This is a genomic window from Desulfomicrobium norvegicum (genome assembly GCF_900114595.1).
GTDB classification, from domain to species: Bacteria; Desulfobacterota; Desulfovibrionia; order Desulfovibrionales; family Desulfomicrobiaceae; genus Desulfomicrobium; species Desulfomicrobium macestii.
Window position 1 is genome coordinate 43,763 of sequence record NZ_FOTO01000016.1, and the last position, 23,786, is coordinate 67,548.

General features: G+C 59.6%; 20 protein-coding genes. 5 read left to right on the forward strand and 15 right to left on the reverse strand.

Annotated features, from left to right (window positions below):
• The first annotated feature begins 12 nt into the window (after positions 1-12).
• Entirely contained in the window at positions 13-3,147 is a 3,135-nt protein-coding gene (locus BMZ24_RS17395) for an MASE3 domain-containing protein (RefSeq protein WP_092194038.1), read from the forward strand.
• A 51-nt stretch (positions 3,148-3,198) separates the two neighbouring features.
• On the opposite strand, the gene BMZ24_RS17400 is transcribed toward BMZ24_RS17395, so the two are convergent.
• The gene (locus BMZ24_RS17400; RefSeq protein WP_092194039.1) at positions 3,199-3,624 is read right to left on the reverse strand and encodes an acyl-CoA thioesterase; all 426 of its coding nucleotides are present in this window, start codon (positions 3,622-3,624) and stop codon (positions 3,199-3,201) included.
• A gap of 322 nt (positions 3,625-3,946) precedes the next feature.
• On the opposite strand from BMZ24_RS17400, the gene BMZ24_RS17405 reads away from it, so the two are divergent.
• On the forward strand, positions 3,947-4,507 hold the full coding sequence (locus tag BMZ24_RS17405; RefSeq protein ID WP_092194041.1) for a hypothetical protein: 561 nt from the start codon (positions 3,947-3,949) through the stop codon (positions 4,505-4,507).
• Between the two features lie 307 nt (positions 4,508-4,814).
• On the opposite strand, the gene BMZ24_RS17410 is transcribed toward BMZ24_RS17405, so the two are convergent.
• From BMZ24_RS17410 to BMZ24_RS17450, 9 genes are all read right to left on the reverse strand, one after another.
• Positions 4,815-5,528 (reverse strand): LutC/YkgG family protein, encoded by a 714-nt coding sequence (locus BMZ24_RS17410; protein ID WP_092194043.1) that lies wholly within the window; start codon positions 5,526-5,528, stop codon positions 4,815-4,817.
• Positions 5,525-6,970: a LutB/LldF family L-lactate oxidation iron-sulfur protein gene (locus BMZ24_RS17415; RefSeq protein ID WP_092194045.1), complete on the reverse strand. Its 1,446-nt coding sequence runs from the start codon at positions 6,968-6,970 to the stop codon at positions 5,525-5,527. Before BMZ24_RS17415 ends, BMZ24_RS17410 begins: the two co-directional genes overlap by 4 nt.
• A 1-nt stretch (position 6,971) precedes the next feature.
• A complete protein-coding gene (locus BMZ24_RS17420) occupies positions 6,972-7,706 on the reverse strand; it encodes a (Fe-S)-binding protein (protein WP_092194047.1) in 735 nt (244 codons plus the stop codon).
• A gap of 206 nt (positions 7,707-7,912) precedes the next feature.
• Entirely contained in the window at positions 7,913-8,623 is a 711-nt protein-coding gene (locus BMZ24_RS17425) for an ABC transporter ATP-binding protein (protein WP_092194049.1), read from the reverse strand.
• Complete coding sequence (locus BMZ24_RS17430; RefSeq protein ID WP_092194051.1) at positions 8,610-9,386, reverse strand: ABC transporter ATP-binding protein; 777 nt, start codon at positions 9,384-9,386, stop codon at positions 8,610-8,612. The genes BMZ24_RS17425 and BMZ24_RS17430 overlap by 14 nt, the downstream gene beginning before the upstream one ends.
• Positions 9,386-10,276: a branched-chain amino acid ABC transporter permease gene (locus tag BMZ24_RS17435; protein ID WP_161949219.1), complete on the reverse strand. Its 891-nt coding sequence runs from the start codon at positions 10,274-10,276 to the stop codon at positions 9,386-9,388. The genes BMZ24_RS17430 and BMZ24_RS17435 overlap by 1 nt, the downstream gene beginning before the upstream one ends.
• A 1-nt stretch (position 10,277) precedes the next feature.
• Positions 10,278-11,228 carry a branched-chain amino acid ABC transporter permease gene (locus BMZ24_RS17440; protein WP_092194053.1) on the reverse strand — a complete coding sequence of 317 codons (951 nt, stop codon included), beginning with the start codon at positions 11,226-11,228 and terminating at the stop codon, positions 10,278-10,280.
• A 45-nt stretch (positions 11,229-11,273) separates the two neighbouring features.
• Entirely contained in the window at positions 11,274-12,446 is a 1,173-nt protein-coding gene (locus tag BMZ24_RS17445; protein WP_092194055.1) for an ABC transporter substrate-binding protein, read from the reverse strand.
• 172 nt (positions 12,447-12,618) lie between these two features.
• Positions 12,619-13,689: an MBL fold metallo-hydrolase gene (locus BMZ24_RS17450; protein ID WP_161949220.1), complete on the reverse strand. Its 1,071-nt coding sequence runs from the start codon at positions 13,687-13,689 to the stop codon at positions 12,619-12,621.
• Between the two features lie 348 nt (positions 13,690-14,037).
• Here BMZ24_RS17450 and BMZ24_RS17455 point away from each other — a divergent pair, with 348 nt between their 5' ends.
• A complete protein-coding gene (locus tag BMZ24_RS17455) occupies positions 14,038-15,786 on the forward strand; it encodes a GNAT family N-acetyltransferase (protein WP_092194059.1) in 1,749 nt (582 codons plus the stop codon).
• Positions 15,787-15,936: 150 nt separating this feature from the next.
• Here BMZ24_RS17455 and BMZ24_RS17460 read toward each other — a convergent pair whose 3' ends face one another.
• Positions 15,937-17,523: a sensor domain-containing diguanylate cyclase gene (locus tag BMZ24_RS17460; RefSeq protein WP_092194061.1), complete on the reverse strand. Its 1,587-nt coding sequence runs from the start codon at positions 17,521-17,523 to the stop codon at positions 15,937-15,939.
• 275 nt (positions 17,524-17,798) lie between these two features.
• On the opposite strand from BMZ24_RS17460, the gene BMZ24_RS17465 reads away from it, so the two are divergent.
• Together BMZ24_RS17465 and BMZ24_RS17470 are read left to right on the forward strand one after the other, a co-directional pair.
• The gene (locus tag BMZ24_RS17465) at positions 17,799-18,140 is read left to right on the forward strand and encodes a zinc ribbon domain-containing protein YjdM (RefSeq protein WP_092194063.1); all 342 of its coding nucleotides are present in this window, start codon (positions 17,799-17,801) and stop codon (positions 18,138-18,140) included.
• A 132-nt stretch (positions 18,141-18,272) separates the two neighbouring features.
• Complete coding sequence (locus BMZ24_RS17470) at positions 18,273-18,986, forward strand: SDR family oxidoreductase (protein ID WP_092194064.1); 714 nt, start codon at positions 18,273-18,275, stop codon at positions 18,984-18,986.
• Between the two features lie 373 nt (positions 18,987-19,359).
• Here BMZ24_RS17470 and BMZ24_RS17475 read toward each other — a convergent pair whose 3' ends face one another.
• From BMZ24_RS17475 to BMZ24_RS17490, 4 genes are all read right to left on the reverse strand, one after another.
• The gene (locus BMZ24_RS17475; protein ID WP_092194066.1) at positions 19,360-20,457 is read right to left on the reverse strand and encodes an NADH:flavin oxidoreductase/NADH oxidase; all 1,098 of its coding nucleotides are present in this window, start codon (positions 20,455-20,457) and stop codon (positions 19,360-19,362) included.
• A gap of 57 nt (positions 20,458-20,514) precedes the next feature.
• Positions 20,515-20,871, reverse strand: a complete 357-nt coding sequence (locus BMZ24_RS19930) for a hypothetical protein (RefSeq protein ID WP_143077951.1) — start codon at positions 20,869-20,871, stop codon at positions 20,515-20,517.
• Positions 20,872-21,038: 167 nt separating this feature from the next.
• Complete coding sequence (locus BMZ24_RS17485) at positions 21,039-22,595, reverse strand: 4Fe-4S binding protein (RefSeq protein WP_092194069.1); 1,557 nt, start codon at positions 22,593-22,595, stop codon at positions 21,039-21,041.
• 14 nt (positions 22,596-22,609) lie between these two features.
• Positions 22,610-23,530, reverse strand: coding sequence for a DUF362 domain-containing protein (locus tag BMZ24_RS17490; protein ID WP_092194071.1), 921 nt, complete (start codon positions 23,528-23,530; stop codon positions 22,610-22,612).
• Positions 23,531-23,786 lie beyond the last annotated feature (256 nt).

The window sequence follows — 23,786 nt, forward strand, 5'->3', positions numbered from 1 at the left end:
AACGGAGCTCGAATGCCTTCAGACGACCAACCCGCCCCCAATGACATTTCGCGCACCCTGCGCCACGTCACACTGTGGATCTTTCTGCTGGCCGTCCTTTTTTTCATCAGCCGCCATAATTTTCTTCTTTTCCACACCATGGCCGAACTCTTTGCCGTGGCCGTGGGCTGGAGCGTTTTTCTGCTGGTCTGGAACACGCGCGCCTTCCTGCGCAACGAAGCCCTCCTGTTCCTGGGCATTGCCTATTTCTTCATCGCCCTGGTCGACCTGACCCACACCCTGACCTACAGTGGAATGAACATCATCAAGGCCTCGGATGACACAAACCCGGCCACACAGCTCTGGATAGCAGCCCGTGGGCTGGAAGCGGCCAGTCTCTTTGCCTACAGCCTGATACTGGGGCGCGGCTTTTCTCTTTGGGCGGTGCTCGTAGGTTTCTCCGGCGTCACAGCGACCTTGTTCCTGAGCATCTTCGCCTGGGAGATTTTTCCGGTCTGCCACGTCGAAGGGCAGGGACTGACGACGTTCAAGATCGTCGCGGAATATGCCATCTGCGCCGTGCTGGCGGTAGCCATGCTCAATCTTTGGCGAAAGCGTGACAGGCTCGAACCCGGAATCTTTCATCTGCTGATCATTTCCATGGCCCTCAGCATCATGGGCGAACTGGCTTTCACCCTGTACGTAAGCGTGTACGGCCTCTCCAATGTAGTGGGCCATTTTCTAAAAATAGTGTCCTTTTTCCTGATCTATCTGGCTCTGGTCCGTTTCGCCTTGAAACGCCCCTATCGTACCCTTTTCAGGCAACTTGCCCAGGAACGCGAAGCACTGGCGCGTTCGGAAAAAAAATGGCGCAACATTCTGCTCCACACGCCGCAAATCGGCATATCCCTCGACCCCGATGGACATATCATCTTTGCCAATGAATATTTTCTCAAACTTACCGGCTGGGAAAACAACGAGGTCCTGGGTCGGGACTGGTTTGAAATGTTCATTCCCGAGGAGGTCCGCAAACCGACCCGCGAATTTTTCGTTTCGGCCATGGCCGGCGGGCAAAACCTGGCCTACTCCACGCACGAAAATGAAATACTCGACAAGTTTGGTGCGCGCCATGCCATCGCCTGGGCCAACGTGCTGACCTTCGATTCGGCAGGGATGCCCACGGACGTGACCAGCCTCGGCGTCGATCTGACCGAACGGAAACACGCCCAGGAGGTGCTGGTCGAAAGCAGAAATCTGTACCAGTCCCTGGTGGACAACCTGCCGCTCTCGATCATGACTTTCGATCGGGAAGGAAAAATCAATTACGTCAACCAGTTTCATATCGAAGGTTTCGCCAGGAATCTTCTGGATAAAGATTTTTTTCTGGGCCGGGCCCTGCATGAACTGCCCGGCCTGGTCTCCGCCGGGATCGGCCCCGACCTTGAAGATGTGCTTGGCGGCCGACCGCTCAACCTGCCGAGCCTTTTCATCCCCCGCCTCGCCGCCGGCGGATCTGCCTGGCAAAGCGTCAAGGCCATCCCCCTGTTCAAGGACGGGGTCTTCTCCGGCGGCATCCTCATGCGCGAAGACATCACCGCCCGCAAGATGGCCGAGGAAGCCATGCGCCAGAGCGAAGAACGGCTCGCCCTGGCCCTTGAAGTCACGAACGACGGAATCTGGGATTGGGACTGCGTATCGGGCAGCACATATTTCAGTCCACACTATTACGCCATGCTCGGCTATGAACCCGGAGAGTTCGAGGCGAGCTACAGTTCATGGCGCAGCCTCATTCATCCCGATGACGTCCAGGATGTCGAAGATCAGGTAAGCCGACATGTCACCAGCGGACAGGTTTTCGAGATCGAATTCCGCATGAAGGCCAAATCCGGGCATTGGTTGTGGATCATGGCGCGCGGCCGGGTGGTCGAACGAAACGAACAGGGGAACCCCGTACGCATGGTGGGTACGCATGTGGATGTGACAGCGCGAAAGAACGCTGAATACGCCGCGCTGAACGCCAAGGAGGCCGCCGAAGCGGCAAACAAGGCCAAGAGCGAATTTCTGGCCAACATGAGCCACGAAATACGCACTCCGCTGAACGGCATCATGGGCATGCTGCAACTCCTGCAGACAACCAGCATGAATCAAGAGCAGCACGAATACAGCGCCATGGCCGTGCAATCGACTTCCCGCCTGACCAGCCTGCTTTCCGACATCCTCGACCTCTCCAGGGTCGAGGCGGGCAAGATGCCCATTCGGCCCGAAGTCTTCGACCTGCGTGAAAAATTGAATCAATCCGTCGATCTCTTCGCGCCCATCGCCCTGCAGTCCGGCATCGAGCTCAGACACCATTTCGACGACACGCTGCCGCAAAACGTCATCGGCGATCCTGTTCGTCTGCAACAGGTGCTCACGAACCTGATCGGCAACGCATTCAAGTTCACGCAGCATGGATTCGTCAGCGTGGAGGCCTATCCCCTGCCTGCCCGCAACGAAAATCAGCTGCGCATATTCTTCGAAATTTCGGACACAGGGTGCGGCATTCCCGATGAAGCGCTGGCCCAGCTCTTCGAACCCTTCAGCCAGGTGACCCAGGGCTACACCAGACAATACCAGGGCGCGGGCCTCGGCCTGTCCATCTGCAAACGTCTGGTTGGACTCATGGGCGGCAACATGGCCATTTCAAGCGAGGTTGATGTAGGCACGAGCATATATTTCTGCGTCACCCTGGACAAGGCGCTGGAATTGCCGGCACGGGAGGCTCCGGACAAAACGGGGGTCGCGCTGCGGGAGAGAAAAATTCTTGTGGCCGAAGATGACGAGGTGAACCTTTTCGCCGTCCGCAACCTGCTGACCAAAAATGGTCACGAGGTCTTCATCGCCCATGACGGGCATGAGGTGCTGGACCGCATCCTGGAGCAGGATTTCGACCTCATCTTGATGGACATTCAGATGCCGGGCATGGACGGAATCGAGGCCACCAGACGCATCCGCGCCTCGGAGAGGGCAACGGGCAAAAAACCGGTGCCCATCATCGCCATGACCGCCTATGCCATGGACGGAGACAAGGAAAAGCTGCTGGACAAGGGCATGGATGGATACGTGGCCAAACCCTTCAGCATCAGGGAGCTGATGGAAGTGATAAAACAAAGCGTCAACAAAGACTGAAGCTCGGTCAAGGGCCCGGTCGGACAGCAGTCCTGCCGAGCCGGCGCAGCTTCATCTGGTGAAAAAACTCGGATTGTCGGGAACCCTGCGCGGACGCCGGTTTTCATCCACGGCCACATAGCGGAACACCCCTTCGGTCACCAGCTGGCGCTGGGCCTCGTATGCCCCGACAAGCTGCCTCGCCCAGACCTCAAGCTTGATGTCCATGGACGAATTGCCCACTCGCAGAAGCTCCGCATGCACGCAGATCGTGTCGCCCATGCGCACGGGCTTGTCGAAGCTCATCTTCTCGACGCTGACCGTGACGGTCCGTCCCATGGAGATCTCCGAGGCCATGAGCCCTCCGGCCACGTCCATCTGGGCCAGAATCCAGCCGCCGAAAATGTCGCCGCTGGGGTTGGTGTCCTTGGGCATGGCCAGGGTTCGAAGGACCAGCAATCCACGGGGCTGCCGTCCGGCGTTCTCATCCAACGTCATCGCATTCTCCTTTACGGGTCAGGCTTGCAGCGCGGTCGCCGCCGTGTTGATGTCCAAACGGATTGCGACAGGCCGACCGTCGTCCGCCATCGCTTCCCGGTTTTGCAAAATCTTCGGACTGTCTTATGGACTGTCATGTATTTCGAGGTTATTTGCAATATGCCAAATCAGCCATGCACCTGCCCGTCAGGAGCCATGACGAAATGGCGCACCGCCCGAAAATCACGGACTCATCAAATCACGACAGCCTGCGCCCGACCGGGGCACGACAGCCTGGGGTACAGGCATCACCGGTACAGGTTGTGTAAAAATGGAGATTTTCATGCAAAAATACCTGATCGCCATGCTTTTGGTCGTAGCCCTGGCATCCTGTGCGCCGACAAACAAAGGCGTGCACAAGAAAAAAGAGATTGCGTCCGAATATGGGCATCTGGAAACGAGAAAAAAATCAGTGAACGCAGCGGATAAAGTCTTCATTGGAAAATCAGGAGCATCATTCTATTATGACAACAGATTGTGGTCCGTAAAAAATGAATCAGTTTCAAAAATTGATTTTTCCGCCAGAAGATTTACCAACGCGCATATATTTTTATATGACGAAAACATACAAATGACTGAAATTTACAAGAAACTTGTCGAACACTATAAAATGAAAGATGCGAAGCTGATTGAATCCGAATTCATAAACGTAAATAATTCCGTAGTGATATTCAATAAAATAGAAGGCATGATCAACAGGAGAGAAGTTTCGATCCTGAGCTATGGATTTTCCGAGAACATGAGCACGATAATAGCGCACTGTTTCATCTATAAAAGTATGCTCAGAAGCGAAACGGAGCATGAGATCATCGAATTCCTGAATGGATTTGCCGCAGCAGGTTGATATGACGTCACTGCAAGAAGTCGTCATTCCCTTGAAGAAGGGGATCCATGCCTTTTTAACTCTCTGAAAAGAATGGATTTCGTGCTATTGCCCGACATGGCCCGCCTTCGCGGGAATGACAATCAGGTTCATCCACAACTTTTTGCAGGCGGATCTGATATGCTTTCCGTGGGCTATGACGTTAACGGGCGACACTGCAAAAAAAACCAAGAATCTTGTCCCCGCGTCCCCCGTAAAGAAAAGCGCCAAGCCGACACGAAGTCAGCTTGGCGCTTTCGCGTAAAAACACCTGCGGCACGCGCCGACGTCAGGACGCGACCACGAAAAGATGCATCTCGCGCGGGCCGTGCGCCCCGTGCACCAGGGTGGCCTCGATGTCGGCGGTCTTGCTCGGGCCGGTGATGATGTTCACGTTGGACGGCAAGGTCTGACCGTTCAGGCGGGAGAGCATCTGCCGATAGGAGCCGAGCATGCGGCTCCCCGGCACCACCGCGACATGAATGGACGGCACCAAAGACACCGAGCGTGCTCGGCCCCGTCCGCCCAGGAGCACCAGCGAGGCCGTGTCGGCCAGCAGGTAGTCGGCGGTGGTGATGCCGATATACGAAGCGATGACCTCGCGCCGGAACTCCGCGCGCTCGGATTCGTCAAAGGAGTCGGCCATGGGCACTGTCGTGACGGGGATGTCCTCGCCCAGGCGCGCTTCAAGGCCCAGCTCGTCAAGGAGCGGGTCGCTCCAGCGCACGATCCGCTTCAAGGTGCCCCATTCCGGATCGCGCTCGCGGGCCAGGGCCGCGATGGCCTCGCCGCAGGCATCCAAATCCGGGCATTCGTGCACCTGAAGGTTGAGCGCCTGGGCCTCTCGGCGGATGCTTTCCATCCACCCGCCCCGCTCTTCGTCCGTGGCAGTGGCGTGCGCGCAATTGATGAATTCCTCGCTCTTGGCGAAGACCAGCCTGTCCCGACCGTCATTGGCCTGCACTTCAAGCGCCTGCCTGACCCGTTCGATGATACGACTCATGCCCCCCTCCCTGTCTTGTCACGACGCGCCCAACGATCGGCGAAACTCTCCTGCGCCAGCGGCGGAAAATCGCGGCCCCTGGTCCAGCCGCCCAGTGGCCCGGGCAGGCGTCTGATCCAGCCGTTCTTGCGGGGCAGCAGTCTCTGGCCGAATCTGGCCATTGCACTCAGCGCGTCGTACATGCGCCGATGCCGCATGAGCACCGACCAGATCCCGAACACCAGCTTTGTCGGCAGGCTCTGACGGCGCACGTCCCAGCGTCTGTCGCCGTCAGCCAGCTTGGAGCGCAGCAGCGAGAGCATGCGCGGCAGATCGTTGTCCACCGGGCAGACCTGCTTGCAGGCGCCGCACAGGGTTTCCCCCTGGCAAAGATGGTGGCACGTGTTGATGCCCCGGGTCAGCGGCGTGAAGACCGCACCGATGGGTCCGCAATACGGCGAGCCGTAACTGTGCCCGCCAATGGCCATGTAGACCGGGCAGACATTGAGGCAACCGCCGCAGCGCACGCAGTGCAGCACCTCGCGAAAGTCCGGATCGGCCAGAATGCGGCTGCGGCCGTTGTCCACCAGAACCAGATGAAACTCCTCCGGCCCGTCCGGCTCATCGGGCAGGCGCGGCCCGCCCACATAACTGACGTAGGTGGAGATCTTCTGCCCCGCCGCCGCACGGGTCAGCATGCGCAGCAGGATGTCGTGATCTTCAAGGGTGGCCGCGATCTTCTCGATGCCAAGCAGCACCACGTGAACCCTGGGCATGGTCGTGGCCATGCGGATGTTGCCTTCGTTGGAAACGATGGTCACGTGTCCGGTCTCGGCACAGGCGGTGTTGCCGCCGGAGATGCCCATGTCGGCGGTGAGCATCTTTTCGCGCAGAGCCTTGCGCGCCATGGCGGTCAGGGTCGGCGGATCGTCGGTGTAGGGCTGGTCCAGTTTTTCGGCGAAGAGTTCGCCGACCTGTTCGCGGGTGTAATGGATGGCCGGGGCGATGATGTGCGACGGCGCTTCGCCCTTGAGCTGCACGATGTACTCGCCAAGATCCGTCTCCACTGTCTCGATGCCGGCGGCTTCCAAAGCGTCGTTGAGGTGGATTTCCTCGCTGAGCATGGACTTGCCCTTGACCACGCGGGCGACCTGAAACCGCCTGGCAACGCCCAGGCAGTATTCCACGGCGTCCTCCCCGGTCTCGGCCAGATGGACATGCCCGCCCCGTGCACGGATGTTCGCGCTCAGGGTTTCGAGCACGACATCAAGGTTGTCCACGATCTTGCGGCGCACGGCCTTGGCGTCCTGACGCGGGTCATGCCCGGGCGAAAGCTGGCTGTAGAGGTTCACCGCGTTGCGTCCGACCTTGTCGCGCATTTTGGCGAGGGCTCTGTGCAATTGCTTGTCCTCGACGGCCTTGGCGGCCAATTCCCTGTATTTCAGAGGGTCCTGGTTCAGCATTCTACTCCTCCCCGGCCAGGATTTCGGCGATGTGATGCACGCTGATGGGCAGCTCGCGACGTCGGATCATGCCCTGCATGTGCATGAGGCAGCCCATGTCGCACCCGACCACGGCGCCCGTGCCGGTGGCCTGGATGTTGGCCAGCTTGGTTTCGAGCAGGGCCTCGGAAATTTCCGGATACTTGGCCGAAAAGGTGCCTCCGAACCCGCAGCATTCATCGGAGCGGGTCATCTCGACGAGAGTCAGTCCGCGCACCCCGGAAAGCAGGGCCCGGGGCTGATCCTTGACCCCGAGCCCGCGCAGGAGATGGCAGGAGTCGTGGTAGGTGACCTGCCCATTCCAGGTTGCGCCGACATCGGTCACGCCCAGCACATCGACCAGAAATTCGGTGAACTCGAAGGTCTTGGCCGCCACCCGCCTGGCCCGGTCCAGCTGGCGCGGGTCCTTGGCGAAAAGCTCCATGTAGTGGTGACGGACCATGTGCACGCACGAGCCCGACGGGCAGACGATGGCCTCGGCGTCCTCGAACACGTCCAGATAATGGCTCGCCAGCCGCGCCGCCTCGTCGCGATATCCGCCGTTGAAGGCAGGCTGTCCGCAACACGTCTGGTTCGCGGGGTAGTCAAGGGCAAGCCCCTGGCGCTCAAGCACCTTGACCATGGCTTCGCCCACGGCGGGGAAACAGGAATCCACTATGCACTGGATGAACAGGGTCACCCTTTTTGGTTTGGTCATTCAAACACCTCAAAAGCGCTGCTGCGCCATTCATTAAATACAGATCGTTGGAGCTTCAGTAACAAACAAAAATAGCCACTACCGGGAAAAACGGAACAAAAGCAGCGCAAAAGCTGCTGCGCAAGCCCCCCCTTGCACGGGTCAAGGGGCGAGCCCCTTGCGGGGCCCGGGGCAGCGCCCCGTCTCTTCTCTCTTCTCCTCCCGCGTCAGGCCCCCAGATACGCAGCCAGGACACGGTCGTCGTCAAGCAGCGCCCGGGCTTCGCCGGTGGCCGCGATCTGTCCGGATTCGAGCACGTAGCCGCGATGGGAATGCGCCAGGGCCAGCCGCGCGTTCTGTTCCACAAGAAGGATGGTCATGCCCTGGGCGCTCAGGGAGTCGAGAATGGCGAAAATCTCCTCCACCACCAGCGGCGCGAGTCCCAGGGACGGTTCATCGAGCAGGAGCATGCGCGGCGAGCTCATGAGGGCGCGGGCGATGGCCAGCATCTGCTGTTCGCCGCCGGAAAGGGTCCCGGCCGGCTGGCGGCGACGCTCCCGAAGACGCGGAAACATGGTGTAGGACTTTTCCAGATCACGGGCGATGCCGTCCTTGTCCTTGCGGATGTAGGCGCCAAGCAGGAGGTTGTCCTCGATGCTCTGCCTGGCCAGGACCTGGCGTCCTTCGGGGCAATGCGCCAGCCCGGCGCGGACAATGGCGTCCGGCCGGGTTTTGGCGATGTCGGTTCCCGAGAAACGCAGCGCGCCGGACGCGATGCGGGCCAGGCCGGACACGGCGCGCAGGATGGTGCTCTTGCCCGCTCCGTTGGCGCCGATGAGAGTGACCACCTCGCCATGCTCGACGTAGAGGCTGACGTCTCGCACGGCCTTGACCGCGCCGTAGTTCACGCAGACCTGATCAAGTTCAAGCAACGGCATGGCTGTCTCCGAGGTAGGCGTCGATGACGCATTGATCGTTGCGCACTTCATCCGGCTTGCCCTGGCAGATGAGGCGGCCGAAGTTGAGCACGGCCAGGCGATCGCAAAGGCCCATGACCAGCGGCACGTGGTGCTCGATGATGAGCACGGTCAGATCGAAGCGGGTGCGCAGATCGCGGATGAAGGCGCTCAATTCCGCCTTTTCGGCCAGATTCAGGCCCGCGGCCGGTTCGTCCAGAAGCAGCAGTTTGGGGCGCAGGGCCAGGGCGCGGGCGATCTCAAGACGCCTGCGCTCGCCGTAGGGCAGGGATGACGCCAAATCCTGGGCCTTGGATTCAAGCCCGACAAGCCCGAGCAGCTCCAGGGCCTTGTCCCGGATGCGCCTTTCCTGGGCGCGGCTGGCCGGAAGGCCGAGCAGGTCCGACAGAAGACCGGTCCGGGCAAAGGTCTGCATGGGTGCGCGCACATTGTCGAGCACGCTCATGCCGCTGAACAGGCGGATGTTCTGGAAGGTTCTGGCCATGCCCATGCCAGCGACCTTGTGCGGCGCGATACCGAGGATGTCCTTGCCCAGAAAACTGATTCGGCCTGCCGAAACAGGCGTGAGTCCGGAAATCAGGTTGAAGAGCGTGGTCTTGCCCGCGCCGTTGGGACCGATCAGGCCGAAGATTTCACCGGGCTGTACTGAGAAGCCGACATCGCCGACGGCCATGAGTCCGCCGAATGAGCGCGATACGCCTTCCAGGCTCAAAATGGCGTTCATCAGACCACCCCCGATGCTTTGCGGCGCAGGGAAGCCAGCAGCCCGGCGATGCCCTGGGGCAGATAGATGCAGGCCACGACCAGGACGATGCCGTTCATGATCAGACGCGCGTCCTTGAGCGGACGCAGCACCTCGGGCAGCGCGACAAGCAGGATCGCACCCAGGAGCGGCCCCCAGATGGAGCGCGCGCCGCCGATGAGCACATAGGCCAGACAGGCCACGGAGGCGTCAAAGCTGCTCTGGCGGGCGTTCCAGGTATTGAGAAACGGCGCGCTCATGGCTCCGACGACACCGGCCAGTCCGCAGCCGATGACAAAGGCGCGGACCTTCTCAAAGGTGGTGGAGATGCCCATGGCCTGTGCGGCCAGTTCGTCCTCCCGGATGGCCATGAAGGACCGCCCGGCCACGGTGCGGGTCAGCCGCCACGAAAAGATGAGCATGACGATCAGGAGTGGACCGAAGAACCACAGGTAGCCGATGCGCTTCTCGAAGGGCTGCGGGATGCCGAAAAGGCCTACCGCTCCGCCGGTCACGTCCAGGACCAGCACCACGACATTGAGCACCTGCACGAAGGCGATGGTCGCCAGTGCCAGATAGATGCCGCGCAGGCGCAGGGCCGGGATGCCGACCAGCAGCCCGAGCAGGCAGCTGGCCAGCATGGCGATGAGCCATTCCACCGGATAGAGGGCCGCGCCCAGGGTTTCCCTCCAGGCCGCGAAAAGCGGGCTCGTGCCCATGATGGCCGCGATGTAGCCGCCCAGTGAATAGAAGCCGATGCTGGCCAGGGAGAGCTGTCCGGCCATGAGCGGATACCACAGGCTCATCCCGAGGAGCGCCTGCTGGATGATGGCCACCATCAAAAAACCGTAGTTGTCGAGAAACATGCCCATCCTAAACCTTCTGGATGGTTTGCTGGCCCAGAAGCCCCTGGGGGCGGGCCAGAAGAATGACGAAAAGCATGACAAAGGCCACGGCCTCTTTCATGGACGAATAGTCCGGGGGCAGAAACGCCTCGCCCAGACCAATGACAAGTCCGCCGAGAACCGCCCCGGGAATGCTGCCGAGACCGCCCAGCACGATGACCGCCAGGCCCTTGAGGCCGTAGCTGACGCCGAAATACGGTCCGGCCAGGCCGAAGCTCGCCCCGATGAGCGTGCCCGCCAGGCCGCCCAGGGCGCCGGAGATGAAAAATGTGGACAGGATGTAGCGATCGACGTTGATGCCGAGCAGACTGGCGGTTTCGGGATTCTCGGCCGTGGCCTGCAGGGCCTTGCCCATGCGGGTCCGGTTCATGAACCAGGCCATCACCAGCAGCATGGCCAGGCTGACGCCCAGGATGATCAGCTGCACGGTGCGCACGGCCAGGATCTTGCCGTCCATCTTGAAGATCATGGCCATGGGCAATGATCCGAAAATGCCTGACGGGAAGGAATAGATTTCCGCGCCGACAAGAAATTGCAGGCAATTGACCAGAATGAGCGCAACGCCAAGGCTGCTGACCAGCGCCAGGAGCGGATCGGCCCCCTTGGCCCGCAGCGGGCGAAAAGCCAGGCGCTCGACCAGAACGCCCACGCAACCGGCCATGATGGAGCCGCCCAGAAGCGCCAGGGGAAAAGGCAGGCTGAATGGCAGGCTCATGCCGGCCAGAAGTCCGTTCAGGCCGAAATCACCGACGGCCAGGGCGTAGGTGCAGTATGCACCAAGGGTGAAGACCGCGCCGTGGGCGAAGTTGATGATTCCCAGAATGGAAAAGACCAGCGTGTAGCCAAGGGCGAAGATGGCGTAGACCGAGCCGATGGAAAGGCCGTTCAGGATGTTTTGCAGAAAATAGACGATGTTCATGATATGCCAAAAGCCGGGGAAGCGCCGCTCCCCCGGCAGGATGCGTTATTCGGGCAAGAGCTCCATGATCCCGGTCTTGCCGTCTTCGGCGATCTTGATCTGGGATACATAGAACGTCTTCTGGGTGATCTCGCCGTCGGCGTCGAGGACGATCTCGCCAAGTGGCGTTTCATAGGAACTGGAGATGATGGCCGCATTGAGGGCGGTGCGCAGTTCGGCCGTGTCCATGTCCGCGACCTTTTTGCCGGTGCTCTGCTCCACTTCGTTCAAGGCATCCACCACGACCTTCACGCTGGTGTAGGCCTGGGCCGAGAACTGGGCCGGATCCTTCTTGAACATTTCCTTGAACACGGGGACAAAGGCGTTGTTTTCGGCGTTGTCGGCCTTGGGGCTGTAAGCCTGGGCCACGATGACGCCGGTGCATTCCTTGCCGCAGACCGGGTACATGTTCGGAGAGTTGAAACCGTTGCCGCCGACGATGAGGCCCTCGTAGCCGAACTGGCGCAACTGCTTGACCATGTTGCCGCCGTCGGCCGCCAGGCAGCTCATGACCACCATGTCCACACCCGCGCCGAGGATGGCCGTGACCTGGGTGGTGAAGTCCGTGTCCTTGACGCTGGTCTTCTGGACGAGGGCGATATTCAGGCCCATGCCCTTGATGGCTTCCTGGAAAATGCCGGTCTCGGAGACGTTGAACGCGTCATCCTGGGCATAGACCACGGCCACGTTCTTGATATTCGGGTTGACCGCGAGGGCGCGCTTCAGGGCGTTGGGTGCGACCAGGGTCATGGGGGCGGAAATGCGGGACACATATTCGCCGATCTGGGCCACGCCCTTGGCCGTGTTGGAGGGGCCGACAACGGGCACCTTGGCCTGGTTCGCGATGGGGTTGGCGGCAAAGGCCTGCTGGGACAGGGTCGGTCCGATGATGGCTACGACCTTGTCGCGGGAGATCAGGTTCTGGAAGGCGTTGATGGCCCCGGCTTCGTCTCCGCCGGTATCCTGGAACACGAGCTTTATGGGAGTTCCGCCCACTCCGCCCTTTTCGTTGATCATCCTTTCAGCCACCTTGGCGCCGTTGACCTGCTCCTCGCCGAACAGGGCCACGTTGGTGGTCTGTCCCACGGCGATACCTACGGGAATGGGGCTGCCGACCGGTTCGGCAAAGGCGGCCTGGGCGAAAAGCAGACTTGCTGCAAGCAAAACGAATATGCGCATGAAATCCTCCGTAAGAATGCGATTTGCTGAAAGAAAATCGAGCCAATCGATTAAAGATCGATCGAATTATCAAGGAAGGTCAGTAGGTGCAAGCTGAAAATAACCTACAGAGAAATAAGTATGAAAAAAAGTTTCAAAATATATCCGGTGAGCCCTCGCACGGTGCAAAATTTCAGCGCGGTGGGACCGTGAACCACTCCCCTACTTTTGGAAGCATGAAGAGCGATTCGTCTATGCCCCTGGACTGCAAGGCCTCCAAAATCTCCCGGCGAGGGGCCGCATAGGCTTCGTCAGCCATGGGGAAGACCTCGTGCTGGGTGCCCATGACAGGCCCCTGTCCCAGGTCGAGGAAGGTCTGGACCGCCTCGGCAGGATTCATATGGGCGTAACGCATGAACCATTGCGGTTCGTAGGCCCCGACCGGCAGCAGACTCAGGCGCGGCGTGCCGTACTTGGCCACGAAATCCTCGGACAAGTGCCGTGCATACCCCGCATCGGCCAGAAAATAGATGGCGCCGCCCGGTGCATCGATGACAAAAGCCCCCCACAGGGCGTCGAGGCGATCGAAAAGCCCCCGGGCCGACCAGTGCTGCATGGGCTCAAGCACGAATCGCATCTCCTTGCCGAACACGAAGTCCTGGCCCCAATCCAGGCTCGAAAGCCGCATGTCCGGGATGGCGGACCTTATGATGGCATCATTGCCAAGCGGGGTGAGCACGAGCGGATTGAAGGCCCGGTGCAGGCGTTCAAGGGTCGGCAGGTCCAGATGGTCGTAGTGGTTGTGGCTGATCAGCACCAGGTCAATGGGCGGCAGGTCCTCAAACCTCACCCCGGGCGCGGCCACACGCCTTGGGCCCGCGAAGCCCAGCGGACTGGCCCGCTCGGACCAGATCGGATCGGTCAGGATGTTCACCCCCTGGGTCTGCAGGAGCACCGTGGCGTGGCCGACATAGGTCACCCGCAACTCCTCCCCCATGACCCGCGCAGGAGGCAGCGTCGGTTCAACCGGCACATGCTCCGGCCAGTAGCCTCGCTCGGCGGTCAGGCGCCACTTCAGAAAATCCCCGAACCGATTGGGCATCGGCTCCCAGGGATTGTCGAATTTGCTCCCGTCGAAATGCTCCGAAACCGGGCCGCGATAATACCCATTGCCGCAAGCGCACAGGAGCAGCACTACAAATAGGAGAAACATGTTGCGGCCATGACGCTGCGTGCGCGAAGCGCTGCTTGCTGAAAAACTCATTTTTATCCTTGAAAAAGCATGAAGTTGGAACGCTGCAGGGACGCATCCCGAACCAGGGTTGTTCCGCCCATCTCTTCCTCCAGCCAACCATTTCCGCTTAATATTTCCCAAAGCCATCCAGCAAGCACTATCCATGCGAAATTCTGGAGGGGAGGACACCGAAAAAACCGGCGAGCTTGCCTGAATTTCATTCCTGGCCCTATGATTGCGCGGAAGCTGAGATGCACTTCTTTTTCGAAACGGTCATTAAATGCGATTTACCATTCGCCCTCGCCGCCGTATTGTCCCGACCGGCAATAAAATTCCATTCGGACACAGGTCCCGGCATCAGCCGAAACGAGGCTCTTCATGTTCAGCATCCGCCCCATCTACGACACCACCGTGCCCGTCGACGCCCAGAGCGTCGAGCAGGTGCAGACCATCCTGGCCGAGCGCTTTCCGCTCATCGCCGCCGAGGAGGTCGCGAATCTCCCCGCCACCCTCAAGAACCCCCTCGGCAAGGGATACCGGACCATCGTCTTCGTGGCCGAGGGGCAGCGCAGGTTGGTGCAGGGGTTCGCCCTGCTGTGCCACTTTTCGGACCTGCGCTTCTGCTACCTGGACTATCTCTCGGTCAGCCTGCGCCACGGCGGCCACGGGGTGGGTTCGGCCCTGTATGAAAGGGTACGCGAGGAAGCCAAGGCCCTTGGCGACACCGCCCTCTTCTTCGAATGCCTGCCCGACGATCCGGCCCTGTGCCAAGATCCGGAACTGCTGCGCGAGAATGTCGCCAGGCTTCGCTTCTACGAGCGCTACGGGGCGCGGCCAATCATCAACACGGCCTACGAAACGCCCCTCTCCGCCGAGGACGACTGCGCTCCCTACCTGGTGGCCGATCCTCTGGACAAACCCTTGCGCCTCTCGCGTGAGCGGGTTCGCCACGTGGTGCGCGCCGTGCTGGAACGCAAATACAAGGAGAAATGCTCGCCGGAGTATGTGAAGATGGTTCTCGACTCCATCCCGGCCGGAAATCTGGCTCTGCGCGAGCCCCGCTATGTCAGGGAAACCGCGCCCCCAAGGGTTCCGGGCATCAGCGCCGATCGCAGGATCGCCCTGATCTGCAACGAGAACCACGCCATCCACCACATTCGCGAGCGCGGCTATGTCGAATCTCCGGTGCGCATGAAGTCCATCCTGAAAGAAATCGAGAAGACGGGCCTCTTCCTGCGCAGGCAGCCCCGGCATTTCGCCGAGCGGCACATCACCCAGGTCCACGACCGGCAGTTCGTGTCCTACCTCAGAACGGTCTGCGCGAACCTCCCCGAGAAGAAATCCGTCTATCCCTATGTCTTCCCCATCAGAAACGCCGCCCGCCCGCCCCGGGAACTGGCCGTGCGTGCGGGCTACTACTGCATCGACACCTTCACGCCCCTGAACGGCAACGCCTACGCAGCGGCGCGCGGGGCCGTGGACTGCGGGCTGACCGCGGCCGAGGAACTGCTGGCCGGACGCCGCCTGGCCTACGCCCTGGTCCGCCCTCCGGGACACCACGCCGAACGCCGGGCCTTCGGAGGATTCTGCTATTTCAACACATCGGCCGTGGTCGCCCACAGGCTAAGCGCCCATGGGCGGGTCGCAGTGCTCGACGTGGACTACCACCACGGCAACGGCACCCAGAACATCTTCTACGAACGCAGCGACGTGCTGACCCTGTCCATTCACGGCCATCCGAGATTCGCCTATCCGTATTTCAGCGGATTCGCGGAGGAACGCGGGGAGGGAGCGGGCCTTGGATACAACCGCAACTACCCCCTCCCCGAAGAGGTCGACGGCGAGAGATACGCCGAAACCCTGCGCCAGGCGCTGAAGGTCATGGCCGATTTCGACCCGGCTTTCGTCATCGTCGGCCTCGGGCTCGACCCGGCCAAGGGAGACCCGACGGGCACGTGGCGTCTGCAGGCCAGGGATTTCTTCCGCAATGGACGCCTCATCGGCGCCCTGGGCAGGCATACGGTGGTGGTGCAGGAAGGCGGGTACAGGATAAGGTCGCTGGGCGTGAACGCGGCCAACTTCTTTCAGGGGCTGTTCGAAGGGACGCAGATCGCACGCAGGAGTTGACAGGCCATTTCTGAACGGTCTGCAATTTCAGTTGAGGGCAAGGGATGGGCTGGCCCCGGTTTTCCGGAATGATTTTTTCGACAGCATGGGAAAAATCTGAACCGGAAAGTAATTTTCAAGAATCAAGCGACGAAATGCAGATTCAAGGAACTATCTGTTCCAGAATTTGTACACATTTTTTCCCGCTTTTTTTGATTCGTAAAGAGCCATGTCCGCTTTTTTGAACAATTCGCCAAAATTTTCATCTTTATCATTATCCATGGCAATACCGATGCTGACCGAAATATTGGTGTGGGGAAACTTGCAGGCGACTTTTTCTGCAAATCCAGCCAGAATTTGCCCAGCGCATTGTCTCGGCATATTGGAATCGCCCACATTGTGCAGAAGTATTGCGAATTCATCTCCACCGAGACGGAACAGGTTTTCAGCTGGAAAAATCTGCAGAAGCATGTCCGCAAAGGCTACAAGCACCCTGTCCCCTTCTTCGTGACCGTACTGATCGTTGACTTCCTTGAAGTTGTCCAGATCTGCGAGCAACAACGCCGTGTCCGGGAGAGGCGGTGTTTTCCTCATGAAATCCTGGAGACTGCGCCTGTTGTTCAACTTGGTCAGATAATCTGTGTTTGCATCCGAAACGAGCTTGTTTCTGTGATGATATTCAAGAGTGATATCCACAAAAAGATAAATGTGACCAGCCAGCACGCCGAATATATCCAGAAGATTTTCATCGTGAACTTTGAGAATTCTGCTTTTGGAAATAAGCAATGTATCATCTTCGTCATGCTCTATGATCCATCTTTTACTACGCGTATAATTTCCTGTTTCGTTGAGGAAGGAATCAACACTTTTTCCGATAAGCTCTGATCGGTCCAAAACAAAGATATCAATGAACTTTTGATTGACAATGGTAACTTTATTCTCCTTGTCTGTTACCATTATTGCAAAAGGAAGACTCTCAATCAAAATATTCAATTCAATCATCAGGTTCTGAAGATCAGTCACATCGTGAGCAAAACCCGTTGTGCCGATTACTTCTCCATCCGTATCAAAAATGGGAGACTTGTATGTTTTGAATTTGCGCAGTTCGCCGCCGCATTTCACTGTTTCGTCAAAGAGGCAGGTTTCCTTCTTGTTGAGAACGATCTCTTCGGATTCCAGGCAAATATATTCTCCCTGAGCGTATTCATCAGGTTCAATGTCCCAGATATAATAATGCCCACGGCCCTCAATTTGTTCCTTGGTCTTGTTCACAGTCCGGCAGAAGCTGCTGTTGACTTTCAGGTGGGCGCCCCGGGCATCCTTGAACCAGATCAGTTCCGGCAGGCTGTCTATCAAGGTGTCCAGATATTTCCGGTTCAGCAGCGCGTCCTCGCGCTCCTTGAGACGCCCTAGAATCCCCAAAAACGAGGCCTGAACCCTGTCTTCGCTGAAAGGCCTGATCCAGACCTGATCGAAAAGATGGTGCCACTCCGCCAGAACCGGAAAACTCCCGGCGTCAAAACAGCCGATCATTATGGCATATTCATCCTTGGCGTCATGAATTTTTGCCACGCACTCAGGCGCAACGGCATCGAAATCGAGGATGATGACGGCGCAGCCCTTGATGTCGGCTTCAGCGATATCGGGTCTGCCGATAAACTGGTGGGAAAACCCTTCCTGTGGCGGAACACCCCTGAGAAGCGTTTCCAACTGGGGATTTCGGGTTGCCATGAAGATGTTCAGTAACCGTTGGTACACACTCGACTCCTCGAAGAAAATGAACGGGCTTTTCGCCACCCGGGAGGTGTTCGCACAGCGTCGGTCCTACGGCAAGGGATAAAGAAGCACATCCCATACCGGGCAGTGCATTGCACCGGCCAGGCATTGATAATGGCAGGTTCCGGTTTTTCTGTCCGCACCCTTCGAGTCCAGCATTTGGCATTGACCTTGGCAGCTTCGAGCGGCTAGCGGGTTCAGCTGCTTGCAACCACGGCGATTTCGCGCACAACCCCAACCAGCCCAAGGATACCCAAATGAGTGATCTGCCCATATGCCCCAAGTGCGGCTCCGAATATACCTACGATGACGGCATGGCTTACGTCTGCCCGGAATGCGGCCACGAGTGGTCCAAGGACGCCGCTGCCGGCGACGGGACGGATGACAGGATCATCAAGGACGCCAACGGCAAGCCGCTCCAGAACGGCGACACGGTCACGGTCATCAAGGACCTCAAGGTCAAGGGCTCGTCCGTCACGGTGAAAGTAGGCACGAAAGTCAAGAACATCAGGCTCGTGGACGGCGATCACGATATCGATTGCAGGATCGACGGCATCGGAGCCATGAAACTCAAGTCCGAATTCGTCAAAAAAGTATAGCGCTGCTCTTTCCCCACGCGACGCGCTCAAGGCCGGTTGCATTGCAGTTGCAGCGCACCGGCAAATCATTCAGGATTCATGGCCATGTCCCCCCGCTCTTCGGGGATGAAAACAGAGCAAGGAGATCTTGTCATGATGAAACAAAAAGTCGCGGTCGTTACGGGCGGAGCGCAGGGCATAGGCAAGGCGATCTGTGACGCTTTCGCCGGGCAGGGAGTTGCCGTCTGCAATATCGATGTGCAGGACAACGACTATTTCGTCGGCGACATTGCCGATGATCAGATATTGCGCGCCTTTGCGTCAAAGGTAATCGCCCAGCATGGCGCCATCGACTATCTCATCAACAATGCGTGCCTGTCCCGGGGCGGCCTCAAGACCTGCTCCCATGAGGATTTCAATTACGTGTTGCGTGTCGGAATCTCGGCCCCGTTTCTTTTGACCCAATTGTTCATGGAACACTTCAACCCTTCGGCAAGCATCGTGAACATCTCATCGACCCGGCATCTGATGAGCCAGGCCGATACCGAAAGCTACACGGCGGCCAAAGGGGGCATCACCGCGCTGACCCATGCCATGGCCATCACCCTGGCAGGCAAGGTGCGGGTCAACTCCATCTCGCCGGGCTGGATCGACACCACCGGCAACCGGTTCAATGGCCCGGACGCGGATCAGCACCCTGCCGGCCGTGTGGGCGTTCCTTCAGACATCGTCCATGCGGTCATGTTTTTGTGTGATGAGAAAAGCGGCTTCATTACGGGCCAGAACATCACGGTGGATGGCGGCATGACGAAGCTGATGGTGTATCACAACGATTTCGGATGGAAAAAACAGGAAGAAAATTCCTGAATCATGAGTGAAACGAATTGGGTCATGACCCGGATGCACAAGGGCTGATTCGACTTGCCACGGCAGGGCCATCACTGACGACACTGCAAAAAGTCGCAAGAGAACCTGCTCGTCATTCCCACAAAGGCATAACTCCAATTTTTTAAGACATTTAAAAAGTCGTCATCCCCTTTTTTAAGAGGATGACGACTTTTTGCAATGACGCCATCACTTCGTCTCCAAAACAATCTCGCCATCAGGGCCGCGAATTCTTCAGAAGGCTGACGAGAATTTGCGACCCTTCTTCGCGGGCATGACACTCGCATGATCCAGGCAAAAAGAGCATCGACCCGCGGGACGATGCCGACCTTTCCACGCGGCGCTGCCCGGATGGTCAGTTCTTCCTGAAAAGGTCCTTCACGCCGTGGGGCTCGCAGCGAAGATATTGCGACGGCGCATCCACACAGGCGCCCAGTTCCGCGGCCGCGTGCCAGGGCCAACGAGGATCGTAGAGCATGCCCCGGCCCAGGGCCGTCAGGTCGGCCTGGCCGGAGGTGATGATCTCCTCGGCCTGCCTGGGCTGGGTGATCAGGCCCACCGCGATGGTGGTCATGCCGGTTTCGCGCTTGATATGCGCCGCAAAAGGCACCTGATAGCCAGGTCCCGGCTTGATTTTCTGCAGGGGGGACAGGCCGCCGCTGGAGACGTGGATGTAGTCGCAACCAAGCTCCTTCAGACGCGCGGCGAAGACCGTGCTCTGCTCAAGGTCCCAGCCGCCCTCGATCCAGTCCGTCGCCGAGATGCGCACTCCGAGCGGAAAGCCCTGCGGCAGCACGGCGCGGATTTCGCGGAAGACCATGAGCGGCAGGCGCATCCTGTTTTCCAGGCTGCCGCCGTACTCGTCCTGGCGCTGGTTGGACAATGGGGACAGGAACTGGTGCATGAGGTAGCCGTGGGCGCAGTGCAGTTCCACACAGTCGAAGCCGCAGTTCTGGGCGCGCTCTGCCGCCCGGCGAAAGGCTTTGACCACCCGCGCGATACCGTTTGCGTCCATCTCCACGGGCGGGGCGTCCTCGGGTTCAAAGGGCAGCGCCGAGGCCGAGGACGTAGTCCAGCCGCCGCGTCCGAACGATACGGACGCACCCCCGTCCCAGGGCCGCGCCGTGGCCCCCTTGCGACCGGCATGAGCCAGCTGGATGGCCACGGGCATGGAAGAATGGTTCCGCAGGGTCCTGCGGAGCGCTGTCAGGGCCGCCTCGGTCTCATCGGACCACAGCCCGAGATCCTGGGGCGAGATGCGCCCGGCCGGTTCGACGGCGGTGGCTTCGATGATCAGCAGCCCGGCCCCGGACACGGCAAGCTGCCCAAGGTGAATCAGGTGCCAGTCGGTCGGCAGCCCGTCCTGTGCGGAATACTGGCACATGGGGGCGATGACGATGCGGTTCTGCAAAGAAAGATTGCCAAGAGAAATGGGGGAAAAAAGTGCGCTCATGGTTGCTCCTGATGTTTGGCATCAAGGGCTACATGCGTCGGCGGGAGATGACAATCGTTATGGGATCTGAAAATTCTCGATCTTCCAGGTGTCAATCGGGAGTTTCTGAAACTCGATGATCGAATTCAGCCGAATCCAGAACTTCCTGTCCTCGATCCGCTCCAGAATCAGTACGACCCCTGCCCGCTTTCCGGTCTGCATGGAATAATACAGGGCCTGGCCTATGGACTCCGCCCACTTGCGGCCGAAGTCGAACTCGATGGCGTGAGTGCGGGTGATGCAATCGGCCCTGGTTCCATCGGCAAGACGGATCTCCGCCTGACCTCGTGCTTCGGCACACCAATCCTGCTGATATTCCTTCTCAAGTCGCTTGTGTTCGGCAAGTACTGATGAAGACCAAAAAGTAAGTAGCATTAGTGAGAGAATTACGGTTCGCATGGGTAGAAGCCACTAGCAAGCCTCGACCATTGCGTCCAGATATTTAAGTATATCAGAATATTATGAGCACCGTCGAAAAAAGCCCAGTCTGTTAAAAATGAGCCTCGCGGGACTTATCCAAGATCCTCTTTCGGGGCCGGGTCTCAGAATGGAAAATCTTCCGTGTCGTTGATTTTGATCTCCGGTGCCGTGGGCTCCGGCTTTTTCGACCGCGCGTGAACCGGATTGCCGTCCACGCAGATCGCCTTGAAGGGCCTCGTGGGGCAGGCGTGTTCGCAGGCTCCGCAACCGATGTAGTAGTCCGCATGCACTTCCGGGATGAACAACGCCCGGTTGAGCGGATTGGGGTGCGGCACCATGCGCACCGCCTTGGTCGGGCAATGCTCGGAGCAGGCGCCGCAGTTGGTGTTGTCCGTGAAGACCACGCAGTTTTCCTTGATGAACCTGGTCACGCCCAACTGCGTACGCTTCTTGCCTTCCACGGTCAGAAGCTGGATGGCCCCTGTAGGGCAGACCTGTGAGCACAGCGTGCACTCGAAGTTGCAATAGGATGCGCGGAAGTCGAGGCGCGGCTGCATCATGCCCGATGGCCCGAATTCGAGGAGCGACGGGGACAGGACCCGCGACGGACAGACGCTCACGCACAGGTGGCAGGCCGTGCAGAGGGAGGTGAAGCGCTCGATGCTGATCGATCCCGGCGGAGAAACGGGGCCGGTCACGGCTTCGGGAACGGTTGTCGGCCTGCTCTGCAGGACCGTCGCGTTGTTCTCCGCCAACCCGGCGAGGCCAAGCAAGGAAACCCCCGAATGCAGCAGAAAATCCCTGCGCCCCTGATCCACCTGCACGGCGGAGGCACGCCGCCACCTGTTTTCAAAATGCACCGCCCCTTCCGGGCAGGCGGCCAGACAGTTGTAGCAGGCGACGCAGCGCCCGGCATCGAGCCTCATGCGCGCAAGGTCGATGCAACCCGCCTTGCAGGCGCGTACGCAGCGCCCGCACTTCGTGCATCTGTCATGGTCTATTCCAAGGCCCAGCCATGAAATCCGGGACACCAGGCCCAGGAGCGTGCCCACCGGGCAGACGGTGTTGCAGTAAAGGCGGCCACGCCTGGCGGCCAGCCATCCGACCACGACCAGCGTTGTCGCGGCGACCCCTACGGCAAGGGGCGTCAGCACTGCCCACTGCTTGCGGGAAACCGCGTATTGCCCAAACTGCTCAAAGGCCGCTGCCGTGACATTGTTGATCACGATGACCGCCGGACGCACGAGATCGGCCAGAATGCGCCCAAAAGCGCTGAACGGATCGAGCAGGTTCAGCAGCAGGCCGCTGCCGCCGACCAGCAGCAGCGCCGTGACGGCCGCGATGGCGTAACGAAGCGTTCCGGCTGGTCTGAAATGAAATCTTCTCCTTTTCCCGGCCGTGAATCCGATGGCATCCTGGAGGGTCCCGAGGGGACAGACGGTGGAGCAGTAGACACGGCCGAAAAGCACGGTCAGGGCCACGACAAAGAGCCACCCCGCCGCGCCGAGAGCCGCCCCGTGCATGAAGGCGAGCAGCGAGGGAATGAACTGCAGGTACAAAATCCCCCCGGTGAACCACGGGGGGATCACGCTTGCCAAATCAAGAAAGACCAGTGCGGTCAGCCCGAAAAAGACAAGGGACAGGGCCACGCGGACCGTCTTCAGGTGCCCAGGCTTCATGCCCACAGGACGCCTCAAAGCCTGATGCGGTTGATGGACAGCGCGCCAAGATCCATGCGTCCCAAATTCATCTCCGCCGCGAGCTGGATATGGCGGACGGCTTCGGGTTCGAGGCCGAAGAGCTTCGCGGCGGCAGCATCGGCGGCGACGGGATCCGTGGAGACGATGAGCGCCTGCATCTGCACGATATCGCCGGTGGACACCCCGCGCGGCCCGTTCTGCTGCATGACGTTGTAGGCGTCGACCACGGTCAGGGTTGGCCTGCGGCATGAAATGAAATCCGCGATGCACTGGTGCAGGTCGTTCCGGTGCCAATACCCACGATCCCAGACCACGCCCATGAGATTCTTCATGCCGACCGTGAGCATCGTCGAGCTGTGATGCTTGAGGACCGGGACATTGATGAGCACGTCCGCCTCAAGCAGCAGCTCGTGCACCTTGACTTCGGTGAGACGCCTTCCTTCCGGTACGGTTATCTGCTGGTAATAGCCCTCGTTGTTCCCGGAGACTATCCTTCCGCCGGCATCCTTGACCGCCCGCTCGATGCCGCTCGATCTGTAGCACTGCGCCCACGGGTCGCAGGTGTGGTCGAAAACGGACACCTCGCGGGCACCGGCCTGCAGGCAGTGTTCGATGATGCGCTGAACGAGCGCCGGATTCGTGTTGCCCCCGCGTTCCGGAGTCACATCCCAGCCGATGTTCGGCTTGACCACTACCCTGCTCCCCTTGGGCACGAACGTCTGCATGCCTCCAAGGGAGGCCATGGCCCGGTCGAACATCCCCCCCGGCTCCCCGCCCCGCACGGCCACGAGGTCGTATGCCGGGGCGGCCGGTACCGTTGCGGCCAGCAATTGCGAATAGTTGCCGAAAGCCACCGTGGACCCGGCGACAATGCCGCCCCCGATCACATTTTTCAGAAAACGACGACGATCCATCATACCCTCCCTGCCAACTTCATGATCCTTGAAGCCAACTGCAACCAACAGATACGATGAAAACACGCGCCTTGCCAAACTCTTTCACCGCGTTCCACGAAGTGGCGCCACGCGTCGGGGCGTTCGATGCGCAAAGGCATAGCCATGAGGGTCTCCCGGACGAAGGGCGGATTTCAATCAAGGCATGGCCCGGGCCCCATGCCCTGTCCGAAGCGGCACGCCCCCCATAGAACTGGAGCGGGGCCACGGTGCGCCC

What these genes read in the sequence shown, in the direction of transcription:
- BMZ24_RS17435 (WP_161949219.1), bottom strand. Translation starts at nt 10,276, where the DNA reads ATGGGCATGTTTCTCGACAACTACGGTTTTTTGATGGTGGCCATCATC.
- BMZ24_RS19930 (WP_143077951.1), bottom strand. Translation starts at nt 20,871, where the DNA reads ATGCTACTTACTTTTTGGTCTTCATCAGTACTTGCCGAACACAAGCGA.
- BMZ24_RS17430 (WP_092194051.1), bottom strand. Translation starts at nt 9,386, where the DNA reads ATGAACGCCATTTTGAGCCTGGAAGGCGTATCGCGCTCATTCGGCGGA.
- BMZ24_RS17485 (WP_092194069.1), bottom strand. Translation starts at nt 22,595, where the DNA reads ATGAAGCCTGGGCACCTGAAGACGGTCCGCGTGGCCCTGTCCCTTGTC.
- BMZ24_RS17465 (WP_092194063.1), top strand. Translation starts at nt 17,799, where the DNA reads ATGAGTGATCTGCCCATATGCCCCAAGTGCGGCTCCGAATATACCTAC.
- BMZ24_RS17455 (WP_092194059.1), top strand. Translation starts at nt 14,038, where the DNA reads ATGTTCAGCATCCGCCCCATCTACGACACCACCGTGCCCGTCGACGCC.
- BMZ24_RS17475 (WP_092194066.1), bottom strand. Translation starts at nt 20,457, where the DNA reads ATGAGCGCACTTTTTTCCCCCATTTCTCTTGGCAATCTTTCTTTGCAG.
- BMZ24_RS17400 (WP_092194039.1), bottom strand. Translation starts at nt 3,624, where the DNA reads ATGACGTTGGATGAGAACGCCGGACGGCAGCCCCGTGGATTGCTGGTC.
- BMZ24_RS17420 (WP_092194047.1), bottom strand. Translation starts at nt 7,706, where the DNA reads ATGACCAAACCAAAAAGGGTGACCCTGTTCATCCAGTGCATAGTGGAT.
- BMZ24_RS17490 (WP_092194071.1), bottom strand. Translation starts at nt 23,530, where the DNA reads ATGGATCGTCGTCGTTTTCTGAAAAATGTGATCGGGGGCGGCATTGTC.
- BMZ24_RS17425 (WP_092194049.1), bottom strand. Translation starts at nt 8,623, where the DNA reads ATGCCGTTGCTTGAACTTGATCAGGTCTGCGTGAACTACGGCGCGGTC.
- BMZ24_RS17445 (WP_092194055.1), bottom strand. Translation starts at nt 12,446, where the DNA reads ATGCGCATATTCGTTTTGCTTGCAGCAAGTCTGCTTTTCGCCCAGGCC.
- BMZ24_RS17450 (WP_161949220.1), bottom strand. Translation starts at nt 13,689, where the DNA reads ATGAGTTTTTCAGCAAGCAGCGCTTCGCGCACGCAGCGTCATGGCCGC.
- BMZ24_RS17395 (WP_092194038.1), top strand. Translation starts at nt 13, where the DNA reads ATGCCTTCAGACGACCAACCCGCCCCCAATGACATTTCGCGCACCCTG.
- BMZ24_RS17415 (WP_092194045.1), bottom strand. Translation starts at nt 6,970, where the DNA reads ATGCTGAACCAGGACCCTCTGAAATACAGGGAATTGGCCGCCAAGGCC.
- BMZ24_RS17440 (WP_092194053.1), bottom strand. Translation starts at nt 11,228, where the DNA reads ATGAACATCGTCTATTTTCTGCAAAACATCCTGAACGGCCTTTCCATC.
- BMZ24_RS17470 (WP_092194064.1), top strand. Translation starts at nt 18,273, where the DNA reads ATGATGAAACAAAAAGTCGCGGTCGTTACGGGCGGAGCGCAGGGCATA.
- BMZ24_RS17410 (WP_092194043.1), bottom strand. Translation starts at nt 5,528, where the DNA reads ATGAGTCGTATCATCGAACGGGTCAGGCAGGCGCTTGAAGTGCAGGCC.
- BMZ24_RS17405 (WP_092194041.1), top strand. Translation starts at nt 3,947, where the DNA reads ATGCAAAAATACCTGATCGCCATGCTTTTGGTCGTAGCCCTGGCATCC.